Source organism: Mesorhizobium sp. ANAO-SY3R2, from assembly GCF_042466635.1.
GTDB lineage: Bacteria > Pseudomonadota > Alphaproteobacteria > Rhizobiales > Rhizobiaceae > Aminobacter.
Window position 1 is genome coordinate 2,178,318 of sequence record NZ_CP159955.1, and the last position, 16,022, is coordinate 2,194,339.

Below are 16,022 nucleotides of genomic sequence, written 5' to 3' on the forward strand. Positions count from 1 at the left end.
TTGATGGAATAGTCTGCAAGACTCGCCTCGACCTCGGGAACCTCGCGTGACCATTTCAGCAGCTTCAGTTGGCCAGATTGCGTGGGTGCTTGGCGTCGTCGGGTGGTATGTGATCCGTTACCCCTTCGAGCGCCGCGCCAAACGGGTTCGGGTCGTCAGCAGCCGCCGCTCGGGCACCGACGTCTTCGGACTGGCCTGTGCTCTGTTTGGTCTGGCGATCTTTCCGGCCTTCTACGTCGCCACCGGATTTCCAAAATCAGCCGACTATCCGGCCCATGCATGGGCCATCGCTGTCGGGATCGTCATCTATGCTGCCGCACTTTGGGTCTTTCGCCGCTCGCACAAGGAACTCGGCCGGAATTGGTCGATCACCCTGGAGATTCGTCAGAAGCACGAACTGGTGAGCGGTGGACCTTACGCGCTCATCCGACACCCCATGTACACTTCCTTCATGCTCATGGGCCTCGGGCAGGCCTTTCTGCTGTCGAACTGGATTGTCGGCCTGGCAGGACTCATTGGCTTCGCATTGCTGTTTTTTCTTCGGGTCGACAAGGAAGAGCGTATGATGTTGGAAATATTCGGCTCGCAATATCTGACCTATATTGAGCGGACAAAACGTATCATCCCTTATCTTTACTAGACTTGAGGTGGCGTGATGCGAGGCCGGGCCATCAAGCTTTCGGCGGCGCGACGTCTTGTCGGGGACCTGATGAGGTTCTCGATCAAGGTGCCGCGGGTGACTGTCCAGCGACAGATGAATGTCGGGCCGCTGCTGCAAGCCAGGATGGCGCAGCACGACAGGTCGTCATGGACCGTGCTTTTCCTGAAGGGATATGCGCTTCTCGCGCGCGAGACCCCTGAATTGCGGCGCGCTTACGTCAAGCTGCCGAGGCCGCATCTCTTCGAATACCCCGCCAGCATCGCCTCGCTTGCGCATGAGCGCGAACATGATGGCGAACGCGTAGTCCTGCTGAGCACGATCAAAGGGCCCGAATACCGCTCGCTCCCGGAGCTGGAAGCGTCGATGCGGGCAGCGCGGACGCGCCCCATCATGGAGATCAGCGAATTCCGGCGCGCCCTCAAGATGGCCCATGCACCGGCCCCCGTCAGGTGGCTGCTCATGTGGCTGGGGCTGAACATCGCCCGGCAGCGGGCACGTTTCTTCGGGACATTCCAGCTTTCGGTTTATTCCGGGCTTGGCGCGGAATCCCTTAATCCGCTGACCCCGCTGACCACGCTGCTGAACTACGGGCCGATCGGCGAGGATGGCTCGGTTTGCGTCCGCATCCACTATGATCACAGGGTCATGGACGGGGCCAATGTCGCGCGTGCCCTGATGAGGTTCGAAGAGATCCTCAACAGTGTCGTTGCGACCGAAGTGCAAGAACTTGCCCAAGCTGGAGCTGTTGCCGGCCCGGCAGGATCCGGAACCAGCGCATGAATTCGACTACAGAGTTGCAGCCGGCCGTCGTCATCGTCGGGGCCTCACGCGGCATTGGCAGATCGATCGCCAAGGTTGCCGCGCGCGAGCGCGCGGCGGTCGTACTCGTGGCGCGTTCCGCTGGCGGATTGGCCGCGGCGGCGACCGAGGTGCGCGAGGCGGGCGGCGAAGCGTTCACGCTCGAACTGGACCTGATCGCCCATGATGCGGCCAAGCGCCTGGAGGACTTTCTCACCAATCACGGCCTTGCCTGCGATGTCCTGGTCAACAGCGCCGGCCATGGCCTGCGCGGCGCGGCGACGGCGCTGCCGGCTGCCGACCAACTCGCGATCATCGACCTCAACATACGGGCCATCTGTGCCATGACCTTGCATTTTTTGCCGGGAATGGTGGCGCGCAAGCGCGGCGGCATCATCAATCTGGGGTCGGTGGCCGGCTTCACGCCGGGCCCCTATATGGCGCTCTACTATGCGAGCAAAGCCTTCTTGCGCAGCTTTTCGGAAGCGCTTCACCAGGAAGTGCGCCGCACGGGCGTAACCGTGACCTGCGTGGCTCCCGGACCGGTGGCCACGGATTTCCTGCAGAGCTCCGGCGCCGGTCAGACGATGCTGTTCAATCTCCTGCCCAAGCTCAGCTCGGAGGAGGTGGCAGAGCGCGCCTGGAAAGGATTCAAGTCCGGCCGGCGCACCGTCGTGCCCGGACTCTCGGCCAAGTTGATCGCGACCGCCGCTGCGCTGTTGCCCGCAGCCGTGATGCTGCCGTTGATCGGCAGTCTGCAGCGCAGCGGAAACGACCCCTGCCCATGCGGCTCGGGCAAGAAGTTCAAGAAATGCTGCGGCACCCGCCAGTATGAGCGCCGGCGGCAACGCTTCGCTAGAATCGTCGCGTCAGGCCGCAAGGAACAATGAGGCTGTAGCCTGGCTCGGCGGGTTGCGCGCACTGATGCCTTGGCGGACGCTGCCTGCCGGCTACCTGGGCAGCAATCAGCCCTCCGATCCCCACCGCTCAGACCGGGTTTTCAGCCAGGAACTCCAGCACCCTTTTCTTGAAGGTGCGATCGCCGACGGCCAGCATGTGGTCGCGGCCCTCGATGTCAAAACTCTGCGCATTGGGCATCAGCGCGGCGAGTTCGGCTGCCGAGCCGCCGATGTCGTCGGTGGTGCCGACGGCGACCAGCGTCGGCTGGGTAATGCGGCGCATGTCGTCGACGCTCAACAACTCGCGCGAGGTCGATATGCAGGCGGCCAGCGCCCGCTTGTCGCTGCGCGTCTGGTCGGCGAAGGCGCGGAACGACTTGCCGCGACGATGCGTGATGGTTTCGGGGTCTTCGGCCAGCAGCGCCGCTGCGATCGGATCCCAGTCGCCGACGCCGTCGACCATGCCGATGCCCAGCCCGCCAAGAACCAGTGTCGCGACGCGCTCGGGGGCAGCCAGCGCCATGAAGGCCGAAATGCGCGCGCCCATCGAATAGCCCATGACATGAGCGCGCTCGATGCCGAGATGATCGAGCAGCGCGACCGCATCACTCGCCATCTTGCCGGGCGTATAGTCGGCTTCGTCATAGCTCTTCGACGACAGGCCGTGGCCGCGATTGTCCAGCGCGATGGCGCGATAACCGGCTTCCGTCAGCGTCTTGAACCAGCCTGGCGACACCCAGTTGACGAAATGACTCGAAGCGAAGCCATGGATCATAAGCACGGGCTCGCCGCGGCCTTCTATTGCCGACGGCTGGTCGAGAAACGCCAGGTCGAAACCGGCATGGGAAAAATGCTGGACTGACATATGTGCCGCCTATCCTGGATCGGCCGCGCCGGCCTTGGCGATGACACGATGACGAAGCTTGTCGCCCACGTTGACGCCAGTCTTCGCGGCGGTTCCCGCCTTAAGTTCCAGCACGAAACGCACCGGCTCCTCCGCTGCAATCACGGCTTCGGAGAATGGAACGCCCTGCTGGATGTCACGCACCACACCGTCCGCGCCGATGAACAGGAGGTCGAGCGGCAGCGGCGTGTTCTTCATCCAAAAGCCGACCGGCTGGGTCTGTTCGAACACGAACAGCATGCCCAGATCGTCGGCGAGGTCCTTGCGGAACATCAGCCCCATGGCGCGCTCGCCCGGCTCGTCGGAGATCTCGATCCTGAAAGGCACATCGCCCTTGCTGGTCGTCGCCACCAGCGGTTCGGGGTCGGCGGGCAGCGCCATCGCCTCCTGGGCGAAACTCGGCATGGTCGCGGAAAGCGAAACGACCAAAGCCGGCACCGCAACAAGTGCAGCGTCGAATGCTCCGGCCAACAGGATTTTTCTTAAGTTCATCATATTCCCTGCGGCGGTCTCTGCCTAATGCGAGACCGGCAAGGTTCCAAGATCGGGATGAATTTCGGCAGCCATAAGGCCTTTGTCACCTGTGCCGAAGCGCACCAGCACAACCTGCCCGGGACGAAGCTCGGTGACGCCGAATCGGCGCAGCGTCTCCATATGGACGAAGATGTCCTCGGTGCCCTCGCCGCGCGTCAAAAAGCCGAAGCCCTTGGTGCGGTTGAACCATTTGACCAGCGCCCGTTCCAGCCCGCTCTCGGCGGTCACGGCGACATGCGTGCGCTGTTCCTGCATCTCTGCCGGATGGACAGCCGTCGAGTTGTCCATGGAAAGCACGCGGAAGGCCTGCAGGCCGCGCTCGCCCTGCTTGGCCAGGCAGACGACGCGCGAGCCTTCGAGCGCTGTCTGGAAACCGTCGCGGCGCAGGCAGGTGACATGAAGGAGCACGTCGCTGGAACCACCGCCATCAGGAAGGACGAAGCCGTAGCCCTTGGCTACGTCGAACCATTTGATGGCGCCGGAGATCTCGATCACACCGACATCGTCGGCGCCGTCATCATGCTTGAAAGCTTCGCGACCGATGCTCTCATGCATCAAGAGAGAGGCCTTTTCCCCCATTAGAACGCCCCCTTTCCTTGCCAACGCCACTACTGATTCTTTATGCAAGATTAACACTTGCCCTTTGGAGCAGTGCAAGGGCCGCGGGGCCATTTTTCATCTTGGCACGGAGATAGACACAAGCTTCGCACCAGTTCCGCACAAAAGTCGTTGTTGCGGTTGCCGAGCCTAGCTGCCCCGCCCTATGTTTCGACCGAACCGTAAATATTGAGGAATTGCGATGCGCTTTCTGCACACAATGGTCCGCGTCACCGATATCGACGCCTCCCTGGACTTCTACTGCAACAAGCTCGGGCTGAAAGAGATCCGCCGCAGCACCAACGAACAGGGCCGCTACACGCTGATCTTCCTGGCCGCCCCCGGCGACGAAGCGCGCGGCATCCTCGAGCAGGCGCCGCTGGTCGAACTGACCTACAACTGGGATCCGGAGGAATACACGGGCGGGCGCAGTTTCGGCCATCTCGCCTATGAGGTCGACGACATCTACGCCACCTGCGAACGACTGATGAAAAGCGGTGTCACCATCAACCGTCCGCCGCGCGACGGCAACATGGCCTTCATCAAGTCGCCCGACGGCATCTCGATCGAACTGCTGCAGAAGGGCCCGCGCAAGGAAAAAGCCGAGCCCTGGGCGTCGATGCCCAATACCGGCACCTGGTAGGCGCAACCGCCGAAACCCGCTCCGGCCTCGACCATTTGGAAGTCGAGGCCTGGGCCCGCGTCAGGCTTTGCGGGCCATGTCGAGCAAGGTGAGCACGGTGCGCCAGTTGCGCGCTGTGGCCGGCACCTTGAGGAGGCGCGGCAGAAGCTCCGCGAATTTCGACTTTCCGAGCCCGTCGGGCGCGTGAAGGTAGAGCACGTCGTCTCGAACCTCGAAGCGCTCGGGCCCGGCGCACCGCTCGACCAGGGGGGCGACTTCTTCGCCTGTCGGCTCGCGCTCCAGCACATAGGCATGCAGCTTGGTCGGATCATTCGCGACCTCCGGATAGGGATTGTTGGCCACAAGTCGCTCATACCAGCCGAGATCGCGCAGCATGATGCGTGAGCGGAAGCCCCAGCGGGTCTCGAATGCCGTCTCGACCTGCTTGCGTAGCGCGGCCGCGTCGGAAGACACCGCCCTGAACACCACATTGCCGCTCTGAATGTAGGTCGCGACGCCGCCGAAGCCGAGTTCCTCGAAGAAAGCCCTGAGCTCGGCCATTTTCACGATGCGGTTGCCGCCGACATTGATGCCGGAAAACAGCGCAACAAAGGCCTGGCCGTCCCCCTCGGTCATATGATGAAGCCGCCGAGCGTCTCGTTATCGGTGATGTCGTGATACTGCACGCCCTCGACGTCGAAGCGCGCCTTGAGCAGGTCGAAATTGCGCCTGTCCTTGGACTCGATGCCGATCAGCACCGAACCGAAATTGCGCGCCGATTTCTTCAGGTACTCGAACCGGCTGATGTCGTCGTCAGGGCCCAAGAGTTCGAGAAAGTCGCGCAGCGCGCCCGGACGCTGCGGAAAGCGGATGACGAAGTATTTCTTCAGCCCCTCGAAGCGCAGCGCCCGCTCCTTGACGTCGGGCAGCCGCTCGAAGTCGAAATTGCCGCCCGACACCACGGCCACCACCGTCTTGCCCTTCAGTTCCTTCTTCGAAAAGTCCTTGAGCGCGTCGATCGCCAGCGCGCCGGCCGGCTCCAGCACCACGCCTTCGACGTTGAGCATTTCGATCATGGTCGCGCACAGCCGGTTCTCCGGCACGAGCCTGACGGCGTCGGCGGGAAAATCCTTGAGCAGCCTCAGCGGCTCACGGCCGATCTCGGCAACGGCAGCACCATCGACGAAATTGTCGACCTTGGGGAGTTTCATGCGCTTGCCGGTGGCGAGGCTTTCGCGCAGGCTGGGCGCGCCCGCCGGCTCGCAGAAGACGAACCGTGGCGCGCTGCCGATCTCTTGGAAATAGCGGGTAACGCCGGCCGCCAGTCCGCCGCCGCCGACCGGCAGCAGCACCATGTCGGGCGTCTTGCCTCCCGGCATCTGGGCAGCGATCTCCAGCGCCACCGTCGCCTGGCCCTCGATGATGTCCTTGTGATCGAAGGGCGGCACCATCTGGCCGCCGGAATGCTCGGCGAACTCCAGCGCCGCCCGGTAGCAATCATCGAAGAAGTCGCCGATCAGCCGTATCTCGACAAACTCGCCGCCGAACAGCTTGGTCTTGTCGATCTTCTGCTGCGGCGTCGTCACCGGCATGAACACCACGCCCTTCTTGCCGAAATGGCGGCATACGAAGGCAAAGCCCTGGGCGTGATTGCCGGCCGAGGCACATACGAACAGTTCGGCGCGATTGCCGGCAGCGAGCGCCTTGCGGAAGAAATTGAGCGCGCCGCGAATCTTGTAGGAGCGGACCGGCGTCAGGTCCTCGCGCTTCAACAACACGCGCGCGCCGGTCTTGCGCGACAGATAGTCGTTCTGCTGCAGCGGCGTTTCGGGAAACAGCTGTCGAACCGCCTTGGCTGCCAGCGCAACCCTTTCGGCAAAACCGGTCATGGCAAAGGCGCTCCTGAAATCCGTCGGGCAAATACTTTGGCCCGCTCCGGCGCATGATCCGCCGACGTTAAATCACTTCGGTCACAGAATCCTGCGCGAATTCAATAGACTGGGCTGCGGTCGAGGGCAAAAACAGCTTCCGCTTTTGCCGATCACGCTCCAGCGCTATTGCATATTCGACGCCGCGAAGCCACTGTCCGGCGCACGACGCCGGCTCGCCGCGATACATTTTGGGGATACATCACGGTGAACAGAATTGCCGTCCGCGCTGCCATCCACGTTGCAGCGGTCTTTGCCATCTACCTCTCTGTCGCCATGCTCATCCCGGCGGCCGTCGACCTCTATTATGGCAATGAAGACTGGCGTTCATTCACCTTCACCGCGCTCTTGATGGGCGGATTGGCATTGGCGATCGCGCTGTCGACACAGGGTCCGAGGCCGCCGGCCAACACCCGCTTCGGCTTCCTGCTGGTCAACCTGCTCTGGCTGACGCTGGCGATTGCGGGTGCAGTGCCGTTCATGACCTCGTCGCTGCATCTGAGCGTCACCGACGCCTTCTTCGAATCGGTTTCCGGCATCACGACGACGGGCTCGACCGTCATCAGCGGGCTCGACACGGCGCCCCCCGGCGTCCTTATCTGGCGCTCCCTGCTCACCTTCATGGGCGGCCTCGGCGTCATCGCGTTGGGCCTGTTCCTGTTGCCCTTCCTCAACATCGGCGGCGTGTCCTATTTCAAGATCGAATCCTCCGACATCGAGGACAGGCCGTTCGAGCGCTTCCAGACCTTTGCGGTCGCCCTGATCGGCATCTACACCGCGCTGGTCGTGGCCTGCGCGATTGCCTATGCCGCCGCAGGCATGGATGGCTTCGACGCGATCAACCACGCCATGGCCACGCTCGCCACCGGCGGCATGGCCACCTCCGACACCTCCTTCATCGGCTATGCGTCGCAACCCGCCATCCTCTGGGTCGGCATCGTCTTCATGTTCATTGGCAGCCTGCCCTTCTCGATCATGATGCTGTTTGCGGTGCGCGGCCGGCTGGATGCGCTGCGCGATCCCCAGATCAGGGTCTTTGCCGGCTACTGCGTCGTCTTCGCCGTCTCAGTCGCCATCTATCTGAGCGTGCGCACCGGCATGCCGTTCTTCACGGCCTTGACCCATTCCACCTTCAACTTCATGTCGATCATCTCGACCACCGGGTTTGCCAGCGACGACTACAGCCTGTGGGGACCCTTCGCGGTCGCCTGCATCTTCGTCGCCACCTTCATGGGCGGCTGTTCGGGCTCGACCACAGGCGGCATCAAGGCCTATCGCTTCCTCATCCTGTTCGAACTGCTGTCCAACGGCCTGCGCCGGCTGATCTATCCGAACTCGGTGACACCGGTGCGCTACGGCGACCGCGTGGTCGACGCCGACATGCAGCGTGCGGTGGTGCTGTTCATTGCTGCGTTTTTCGTGCTGTGGGCCATCGGTACGATCTTGATGGCGGCCACTGGCCTCGACCTCATCACCTCCATGACCGGCGTGCTCACCGCACTGACCAATGTCGGCCCTGGCCTCGGCCCGATCATCGGCCCGGTCGGCAATTTCGCGCCGCTGCCGGATGCGGCCAAATGGATCTGCTCGGCGGCAATGCTGCTTGGCCGTCTCGAAATCCTCGCCGTGCTGGTGGTGTTCACGCCAACTTTCTGGGGTCGCTAATTTCGTGAACAGGGCTGCGGAAGTGCCTGTTTCCGCCACCATTTTGGTATTCGAGCAACACTCGGCCGCCGACTGACCGAACGAGAGCCTTTTCGGCTGGACCCGACTTACTTCCGCCACTATCAGACGGTCCCGAGTGAGGCATGCTGTACGCCTTGACCGTCAGAGAGATTTCAAAAGTGTCCCCCTCGAAGTTCTGCATCGTCCTTGCCGCCCTCCTTCTGTCCGGCTGCATCAACCAGCCGTCAGGCGAGTTGTTGACCGGCCAGACGGTCAACGTTCCGGTCACGGAGATCGCCGGCAACCACGCGATTTTCGTCGCCTCGACGCGTGAGCACGCTTCCGACGACAAGCAGGTCTTCGATCGCGGCCGCTCGGCGACGCTCAACTTCGCTCGCGTCAACGTCACCGTGCCCAAGGTCCACAAGACCGGCCAGATCGAGCTGCGCAAGAGCAAGAAAGACGTCGACCCATCCAGATATTTCACCGCCACGGACGCTGCCGGCTACGCAACCCAGCCCGAATTCTCGAAGGCGCTGAGCGCAGACATCGCCGCGCGTGGCGGCCGCGCCATGCTCTTCGTCCACGGCTACAACACCTCCTTCGACGCCGGCGTCTACCGCGCCACCCAGATCGCCCATGACTCGGGCTATACCGGCACGCCAGTGCTGTTTTCCTGGGCCTCCGGCGGCAGCACAACCGACTATGTCTACGACAAGGAAAGTGCCGCTGCCGCGCGCGACCAGCTCGAAGTGACGCTGCGCATGCTCGCCCAGTCGGGCGCGCGCCGCATCGATATCGTCGCCCACTCCATGGGCACCTGGGTGACCATGGAAGCGTTGCGCCAGCTCGCGCTGACCGGCGACCGGGACCTCGGCGGCAAGCTCGGCGACGTCGTGCTCGCCTCGCCCGACATCGATGTCGACGTGTTCAAGAGCCAGATGCGCCGCTACGGCAAGCCGACCAAGCCGTTCTTCATGATGATGTCGGGCGACGACCGTGCACTGAAGCTCTCGGGCATCATCGCCGGCTCCAAGCCGCGTCTCGGCGACTACAAGAACGCCGCCGACCTCGCCGAATATGGCGTCATCGTCGTCGACCTGTCCGACGCCAAGGGGGGCGATGCCTTCAACCACACCAAGTTCGCCGACAACCCCCAAATGGTCAGGCTACTCGGCCAGCGCCTGCGCGCCGACGACGGATATGCCAGCGACCGTGACGTCACCGACCGGATCAAGATGCTCGGCGGAGGGCTGATGTAACGGACCACCTGCACGAAAAAAGGGGCGCTTCGAGCGCCCCTTTTTGCTTTTCAACGGACGTTCGTCTCAGACGAACAGGTCGACCTTTTCGAACGTCCTCACATCGACCAGGCCGACGTCCGAAATCCTGAGCTCCGGAATGACCACCAGCGCCAGCAGCGAGTGCTGCATGTAGGCGTTGTTGAGGCTGCAGCCCATGTCGCGCATCGCCTGGACAAGCTTATCGGCCTTGGCGGCGACGATCTCGGCGCGTTCGTCCGACATCAGGCCGGCGATCGGCATTTCGACCAGAGCCAACTCCTTGCCTTCCGAGAACAGCACCACGCCGCCGCCGACCTGACCGAGCCGGTTGGCGGCCAGCGCCATGTCGGCCTTGTTGGTGCCGACGACGATCATGTGGTGGCTGTCATGCGCCACCGTGGACGCCATGGCGCAGTCCTTCATGTAGCCGAAGCCGGAAACGAAGGCATTGGTCACGGCACCCGTGCCGCGATGGCGCTCGACGAGCGCGATCTGGCAGACGTCGTTGCGCCGATCCATGGCGACCAGCCCGTCCTCGACCGCCAGATCAGCCTCCAGGGCGCGGGTCGGCGCCTGGTTCTCGATCACGCCGATGACGCGCACCCGGACCTCGTTGGCGCCCTCGGGGGCGGCAATGTCGAAATCGCCCGCACCCAACTGCTTGCCGAGCTTCACCGTCTTCTTTGCGTCCGCCGGATAGGCATAGGCAGGAATGTCGATGTCGAGCTTGCCGGCCTTGGCGACGCGCACGCCGCGAGCATAGACCTCGTCGATCTTGAGTTCGGCCAGATCGGAAACGATCAGCACGTCGGCCAAGCGACCGGGGGCAATGGAGCCGATCTCGCGCTCGAGCCGGAAATGCTGGGCGGTGTTGATCGTCGCCATCTGGATCGCCGTCACCGGCTTCAGGCCTTGCTGGATGGCATGGCGCACGACGCGGTCCATGTGCCCGTCATGGACCAGCGTGCCCGAATGGCTGTCGTCGGTGCACAGGATGAAATTGCGCGGGTCGATGCCCATCTCGGTCACCGCCTTGATCTGGCTGGCGACGTCGTACCAGGCCGAGCCCAGCCTGAGCATCGCCTTCATGCCCTGGCGGACACGCGCAATGGCGTCCTCGGCGCGGGTACCCTCGTGGTCGTCCTCCGGGCCACCGGCGACATAGCCATGGAACGGCAGGCCGAGGTCAGGCGAGGCATAGTGGCCCCCCACCGTCTTGCCGGCCTTCACCGTCTCGGCGATCTCGCCCGACATGACCGGATTGTTGGCGGCGACGCCGGGGAAGTTCATCACCTCGCCCAGGCCGATGATGTTCTCCCAGGTCATCGCCTCGGCGACATCGGCCACCGTCAGAACCGCCCCGGCATTTTCCAACCCCGGCGCCGAAGGCACGCAAGAGGGCATCTGCACATGCACGTTGATCGGCATGGCGAGTGCCTCGTCATGCATCAGCCGCACACCCTTGAGGCCGAGCACGTTGGCGATTTCGTGCGGGTCGATGAACATCGAGGTCGTGCCATGCGGGATGACCGCGCGGGAAAATTCGGTCACCGTCACCATGCCGCTCTCGACATGCATGTGCGCGTCGCACAGGCCCGGCACCAGATAGCGCCCGCCGGCGTCGACCACCTTGGTGCCCTCGCCGATGGCGTGGCTGGCGTTCGGCCCGCAATAGGCGAAGCGGCCGGCAACGATGGCGATGTCGGTACTGGGGATGATCTCGCCCGAATGCACGTTGACCCAGCGGCCGTTGCGGATGACCAGGTCAGCCGGCCTGCGGCCCATGGCGACATCCACCAGAATGGGTGCGGTTTCGGTCCAGGGACGGGGCTTGGCGAAGGGCGAGGCTTTGGTCATTGCGTGGAATCCTGCGTGGTTTGCCTGACTGTAGCCGAAGCCACAGCGGAATACAGGGCCTAGCAAACTCGTTGCCTGTTTCCCCTGCCCGGCCCACGATGAAAGTTCCGCCCCGTTGACTTTTCGCGCCCGAAGGCCGTCACTTGTCGCGCGCAAACAAATGGAGGCGGGCATGCGTGCTTTCTGGACTGTTTTGACTTTTGCGTTGCTTACCCTGTTTTCTGCCGGCATCGCCGGCGCCGAGGAACGCTGGCAGACCCTGCCGGAGCCGGCCGTGATGCCGAAGGCTGTCGAAAGCGGCTTTGCCAAGGTCAACGGCATCGACATGTACTACGCCGTCTACGGCGCGGGCGACCCCGTCCTTCTCATCCATGGCGGCCTCGGCCATGCCGACATCTGGGCCAGCCAGGTCGCGGCTCTTTCCAAGGCCCACAAGGTGATCGTTGCCGACAGCCGCGGCCATGGCCGCTCGAGCCGCGACGCCCAGCCTTTTGGCTACGACCTGATGGCCTCCGACTATCTCGCCCTGCTCGATCATCTCAAGATCGACAAGACGGCATTGGTCGGTTGGAGCGACGGCGGCATCATCGGCCTCGACATCGCCATGAGCCATCCCGAACGGCTGACCCGGCTCTACGCCCAGGCAGCCAACGTCACCACCGACGGTGTCGACCCCGGCGTCGAAACCGACAAGACCTTCGGCGCCTATATCGAACGCTCAGGCAAGGACTATGCGCGGCTGTCGAAGACGCCGGATCAGTATGACGCCTTCGTCGGACAGATCAGCCAGATGTGGGCCAGCCAGCCGAACTGGAGCAAGGAACAACTGGCGAAGATCACCGTACCCACGGCAATCGTCGCGGGCGATCACGACGAGGCGATCAAGCGCGCGCATACCGAATACATGGCCTCCGTCATTCCCGGGGCCAAGCTGATCATCCTGCCCAATGCCAGCCATTTCGCGATGCTGCAGGCGCCGGACGAATACAATCGCTCGGTGCTCGAATTCATCGACGCGAAGTAGGCGCAAGCGCCTTCGGGGACTTGCAATCTTATCCCGCTGCTTTACCAGTTCCGCCGGAGCGGACGTGGCGGAACTGGTAGACGCAAGGGACTTAAAATCCCTCAGCCTCGGCTATGCGGGTTCGATTCCCGCCGTCCGCACCATGAAAATCACTAACCTAGTTGAGAAAATCGTTTGTGCGGCATGCCGTCGAACTGCCACGCTTGCTGACGTGCGCGGTCTTGGCCAGAACCGCAACACGGGGAACCACTTCAAGCCTGAAAGCGCGTAGCATGTCGACAAAACCCAGGGAATCGGCAGAAATGCCCTGACACGGGGAGCCGTGCTACTCTCACTATCGGGGAATTCCCGGCACGTCCGTTCGCGGGTGCCGGTGGCACTTGGAGGGGAGCGAAATGACCAGATCCGTTTCATGCCTGCTCGCCGCAGTGGCCGTAGCCGCCGCCATCCCTTCGGTCCAGGAAGCCAAGGCCACCGAGGCCGTTGCCGGGCGCTACATACCCGGCGCTTACGCCCGTCCTGGCGCGGGGATCGTGCCGCCGGTGCCTGGCGCCTACTGGGATATCGCCAATGTCTACTATCACGGCAAGGCAGGCACCAACGTACCGTTTGGCAACAATCAGATCGCCGTCGGCCTGAAGGCTGATATCTGGACCACCGCGCTGGCGGGCGTCTACGTTCCCAAACTGGATCTGCCCGGCAACTGGACCTACGCTGTCCAGGGCGCTTTGCCGGTCGGCTGGGTCAGAGCCGAGGCCGACGTCGGCCCCTTGGCTTTGGTGGATGAAGTGGCAGGATTGGGCGACATCGCCTTCGCCCCGATCTTGCTCGGCTGGCACAACGACGCCATGAATGCCTTCTTCTCGACGTCTCTGACGATAACCGCCCCCACCGGAGAGTGGGAAAAAGGCGCCCTCGCCTTCATCGGCCTGAATTACTGGACCTTCACGCCGGCGGTTGCGTTCACATACCTCATGCCCGAGCATGGACTTGATCTCTCTGCCAATTTCGGCGTCGACATCAACACCAAGAACAACGCTACCGACTACTACAGCGGCGCGACCGCCCATCTCGATCTCTCCGTCACCAAGAACGTGACCGAGAATTTTGCATTGGGCGCGGTCGCGGGCTTCCTCTATCAGTTCGAGGACGACAGGGGCACGTTCGCCGACGCTCATGACGGCTTCAAGGGTCGCTCGATAGGTCTGGGGCCGCTCGTCAGCTACAAGGCCAAGTTCGGCGAAAACACCGAGGTCGACCTCAATCTGAAATGGGTCCATGAGGTAGACGTCAAGAACCGCATGAAGGGCGATGCGGTCTTCTTCGACGTTGCCGGCAAATTCTGAACCTGGCCGACACGAATAGGTGCCCCCGTGCCGAGTTTGGGCATCCATTGCGTGTGTTCGAAAGAGCTAATCTCTCGGCCCAACCGATGCGGATTTGATCCTCCATCTGAACCAGGGGACGGCTTCCCACAGCTTGATCCGCCGAATGAGCTGCCAAGCGCCTTGATTCGTGGCATATTTGCCACTTGCGTGCATTTTCGTAACGTCAACTCCCTCGAAAATTGCGCGACAGCCGCAACGGCAATACAACTTCTCCGGGTACGGGTGAGTGGGGAGTAGCGTATGCAGTACAATTGGGAACGTGCGCCGAACTTCTGGGAGAAGCATCGCAGCGCCTGTTTTGGAATTGCCGCCGCCGTCTGCGGCGCCTGGGTCATCCTGTCGATCGTTCCGCTCTGATAGCCACCCACCGGACATCCCGGCGCAACCCTTGCCGGCCGACATGCAACCAATTGCGCCCCGAGACGTTTGAGCGGGCATGACCGTCCCGAAGCCATTCGCGCGGGTTCGGTAACGACTGCGCGACGCGCATTGGTGACAAAATGGTCGCCGCGACGCCGGCGGCATGCAGGCTGACAAGGTATCCATGATGGGCAAGCTTTACTATGAAGTCGTCCAGCACGACGGCGGCTGGGCATACAAGGTCGACGGCACCTTTTCCGAAACTTTCCAGACGCACGAGGAAGCTCTGCGCGCCGCCGAAATGGCAGCTGCCGAACAGCGCGTTTCCGGTTCGACCGACGGCATCCAGTACGAGGATTCCGAAGGCCATTGGCACGAAGAGCTGTCCAAGGGCGACGACCGGCCCGATACTGAAGTCTCCGAAAAGAACTAAACCTTCCGCAAGGACTCAGTGCGTCGTGCCGGCCGGCGTGGCAAACGACCTCTCGGCGATCCGCCTGATCATCGCCTCGACCCGCCGGGGCTCGATGAACTGCGGCATGTGGCCCAACCCCGCCACCAGTTCCATGTCGAAATTCCCGATGCGCCCGGCCAGCGGCTTGCCATGCATGTCGGGATCGAGCACGCGATCGGCCGTGCCGAACAGCAATCCCACGGGCAGGGTGATCTCCTCATACCTCGCCTCGATGGCGCCGAGGTCGCGCTCGATCGCCACGAGGTCGGCGGAGGTGGCGTAGATGTGGCGGGGGCGCAGCCCGACCAGCCCGCCGGCGCCCGTGGCGTAGTCTTCGGTCGGTTCCTGCGGCCCGAATACGAAGGCGAGCGTGCGCTGCGCGAATTTCAGCGTGGCGGGCACCCATATGGTCTGCGCCAGCACATGCCTGAGCAGCGAAGAGCGGACATAGAGCGACCTGAATTCCGGCCGCAAGTGATCTTCGAGGTGGGTCAGCGGCGACAGCAGCACCAGTCCGGAGATTGCCTGCGGGTGCGCTAGCGCCAGCGTCAGGGCCACCGCACCGCCAAATGAATGGCCGACGACCAGCGGCTTTTCCAGCCCCAACGCCTCGATGAAGTGCGCGATCACCTCGGCCTGTTCCGTCAGGCTGCCTTGAAAGTCCGCCGGCCGCGCCGAATAGCCCGAGCCTGGGCGGTCGAGCGCAACCAACCGGAAATCGCCGTCGAGATGCGAAAACAGCGTATGGCGGAAATGGTGCAACTGGCCCCCGAGGCCATGGATGAACAGGATCGGCCTGCCCTGCCCCTGCTCGACATAGTGGATGCGATGCCTGCCGAGTTCGAGGAATCTTCCCGTGGCCGGCACCGCGCGCTCGGCTTCGGAGGCAATGCGCCGGGTAGCCAGGACGAGATAGCCGACGATGAAGGCCACTGCCAGCAATGCCGGCGTACCGAGCCAGAAGAGGATCAGGGGGATCGTGACCAATGGGCACTCCATCGCGCTGCCCCTCAACTTACCTCTGCGCGCCTGGGCGGCAAGGCCTGCG

Annotated in this window: 16 protein-coding genes and 1 tRNA gene; 10 read left to right on the plus strand and 7 right to left on the minus strand. The window is 63.1% G+C overall.

The window, feature by feature from the left end; all coding sequences use genetic code 11:
* Window positions 1-52 precede the first annotated feature (52 nt).
* The 3 genes from ABSY17_RS15515 to ABSY17_RS15525 are packed head-to-tail and all read left to right on the plus strand — an operon-like array spanning window position 53 to window position 2,349.
* Window positions 53-640: a protein-S-isoprenylcysteine O-methyltransferase gene (locus tag ABSY17_RS15515; RefSeq protein WP_378952726.1), complete on the plus strand. Its 588-nt coding sequence runs from the start codon at window positions 53-55 to the stop codon at window positions 638-640.
* A gap of 15 nt (window positions 641-655) precedes the next feature.
* On the plus strand, window positions 656-1,441 hold the full coding sequence (locus tag ABSY17_RS15520) for a hypothetical protein (RefSeq protein WP_378952729.1): 786 nt from the start codon (window positions 656-658) through the stop codon (window positions 1,439-1,441).
* Window positions 1,438-2,349: an SDR family NAD(P)-dependent oxidoreductase gene (locus ABSY17_RS15525; RefSeq protein WP_378942614.1), complete on the plus strand. Its 912-nt coding sequence runs from the start codon at window positions 1,438-1,440 to the stop codon at window positions 2,347-2,349. The genes ABSY17_RS15520 and ABSY17_RS15525 overlap by 4 nt, the downstream gene beginning before the upstream one ends.
* Window positions 2,350-2,446: 97 nt before the next feature.
* On the opposite strand, the gene ABSY17_RS15530 is transcribed toward ABSY17_RS15525, so the two are convergent.
* The 3 genes from ABSY17_RS15530 to ABSY17_RS15540 are packed head-to-tail and all read right to left on the minus strand — an operon-like array spanning window position 2,447 to window position 4,351.
* Window positions 2,447-3,223, minus strand: a complete 777-nt coding sequence (locus tag ABSY17_RS15530) for an alpha/beta fold hydrolase (protein ID WP_378942616.1) — start codon at window positions 3,221-3,223, stop codon at window positions 2,447-2,449.
* Window positions 3,224-3,232: 9 nt separating this feature from the next.
* Window positions 3,233-3,754, minus strand: a complete 522-nt coding sequence (locus ABSY17_RS15535; protein ID WP_378942618.1) for a DUF192 domain-containing protein — start codon at window positions 3,752-3,754, stop codon at window positions 3,233-3,235.
* Between the two features lie 24 nt (window positions 3,755-3,778).
* On the minus strand, window positions 3,779-4,351 hold the full coding sequence (locus tag ABSY17_RS15540) for a cold-shock protein (protein WP_378942621.1): 573 nt from the start codon (window positions 4,349-4,351) through the stop codon (window positions 3,779-3,781).
* 244 nt (window positions 4,352-4,595) lie between these two features.
* On the opposite strand from ABSY17_RS15540, the gene gloA reads away from it, so the two are divergent.
* The gene (gene gloA, locus ABSY17_RS15545; protein WP_378942624.1) at window positions 4,596-5,036 is read left to right on the plus strand and encodes a lactoylglutathione lyase; all 441 of its coding nucleotides are present in this window, start codon (window positions 4,596-4,598) and stop codon (window positions 5,034-5,036) included.
* Window positions 5,037-5,096: 60 nt separating this feature from the next.
* Here gloA and ABSY17_RS15550 read toward each other — a convergent pair whose 3' ends face one another.
* Together ABSY17_RS15550 and ilvA are read right to left on the minus strand one after the other, a co-directional pair.
* Entirely contained in the window at window positions 5,097-5,651 is a 555-nt protein-coding gene (locus tag ABSY17_RS15550) for a DUF1697 domain-containing protein (RefSeq protein WP_378942626.1), read from the minus strand.
* Window positions 5,648-6,904: a threonine ammonia-lyase IlvA gene (gene ilvA / locus ABSY17_RS15555; protein ID WP_378942629.1), complete on the minus strand. Its 1,257-nt coding sequence runs from the start codon at window positions 6,902-6,904 to the stop codon at window positions 5,648-5,650. Before ilvA ends, ABSY17_RS15550 begins: the two co-directional genes overlap by 4 nt.
* Window positions 6,905-7,150: 246 nt before the next feature.
* Between ilvA and ABSY17_RS15560 the strand changes: the two genes are divergently transcribed.
* Both ABSY17_RS15560 and ABSY17_RS15565 read left to right on the plus strand, forming a co-directional pair.
* On the plus strand, window positions 7,151-8,608 hold the full coding sequence (locus tag ABSY17_RS15560; protein WP_378942632.1) for a TrkH family potassium uptake protein: 1,458 nt from the start codon (window positions 7,151-7,153) through the stop codon (window positions 8,606-8,608).
* Between the two features lie 143 nt (window positions 8,609-8,751).
* Window positions 8,752-9,870, plus strand: coding sequence for an alpha/beta hydrolase (locus ABSY17_RS15565; protein WP_378942635.1), 1,119 nt, complete (start codon window positions 8,752-8,754; stop codon window positions 9,868-9,870).
* Window positions 9,871-9,936: 66 nt separating this feature from the next.
* Here the strand turns inward: ABSY17_RS15565 and ade are convergent, their stop codons facing one another.
* On the minus strand, window positions 9,937-11,748 hold the full coding sequence (ade, locus tag ABSY17_RS15570) for an adenine deaminase (protein ID WP_378942638.1): 1,812 nt from the start codon (window positions 11,746-11,748) through the stop codon (window positions 9,937-9,939).
* Window positions 11,749-11,920: 172 nt separating this feature from the next.
* Here ade and ABSY17_RS15575 point away from each other — a divergent pair, with 172 nt between their 5' ends.
* The 4 genes from ABSY17_RS15575 (at window position 11,921) to ABSY17_RS15590 (ending at window position 14,953) form a co-directional block, all read left to right on the plus strand.
* Complete coding sequence (locus ABSY17_RS15575; protein ID WP_378942640.1) at window positions 11,921-12,772, plus strand: alpha/beta fold hydrolase; 852 nt, start codon at window positions 11,921-11,923, stop codon at window positions 12,770-12,772.
* 58 nt (window positions 12,773-12,830) lie between these two features.
* Window positions 12,831-12,915: transfer RNA gene (locus ABSY17_RS15580), tRNA-Leu, on the plus strand.
* Window positions 12,916-13,167: 252 nt separating this feature from the next.
* Complete coding sequence (locus ABSY17_RS15585) at window positions 13,168-14,118, plus strand: transporter (protein WP_378942643.1); 951 nt, start codon at window positions 13,168-13,170, stop codon at window positions 14,116-14,118.
* Between the two features lie 589 nt (window positions 14,119-14,707).
* Entirely contained in the window at window positions 14,708-14,953 is a 246-nt protein-coding gene (locus tag ABSY17_RS15590) for a DUF2188 domain-containing protein (protein WP_378952732.1), read from the plus strand.
* A 15-nt stretch (window positions 14,954-14,968) separates the two neighbouring features.
* Here the strand turns inward: ABSY17_RS15590 and ABSY17_RS15595 are convergent, their stop codons facing one another.
* The gene (locus ABSY17_RS15595) at window positions 14,969-15,961 is read right to left on the minus strand and encodes an alpha/beta fold hydrolase (RefSeq protein WP_378942645.1); all 993 of its coding nucleotides are present in this window, start codon (window positions 15,959-15,961) and stop codon (window positions 14,969-14,971) included.
* Window positions 15,962-16,022: the final 61 nt, after the last annotated feature.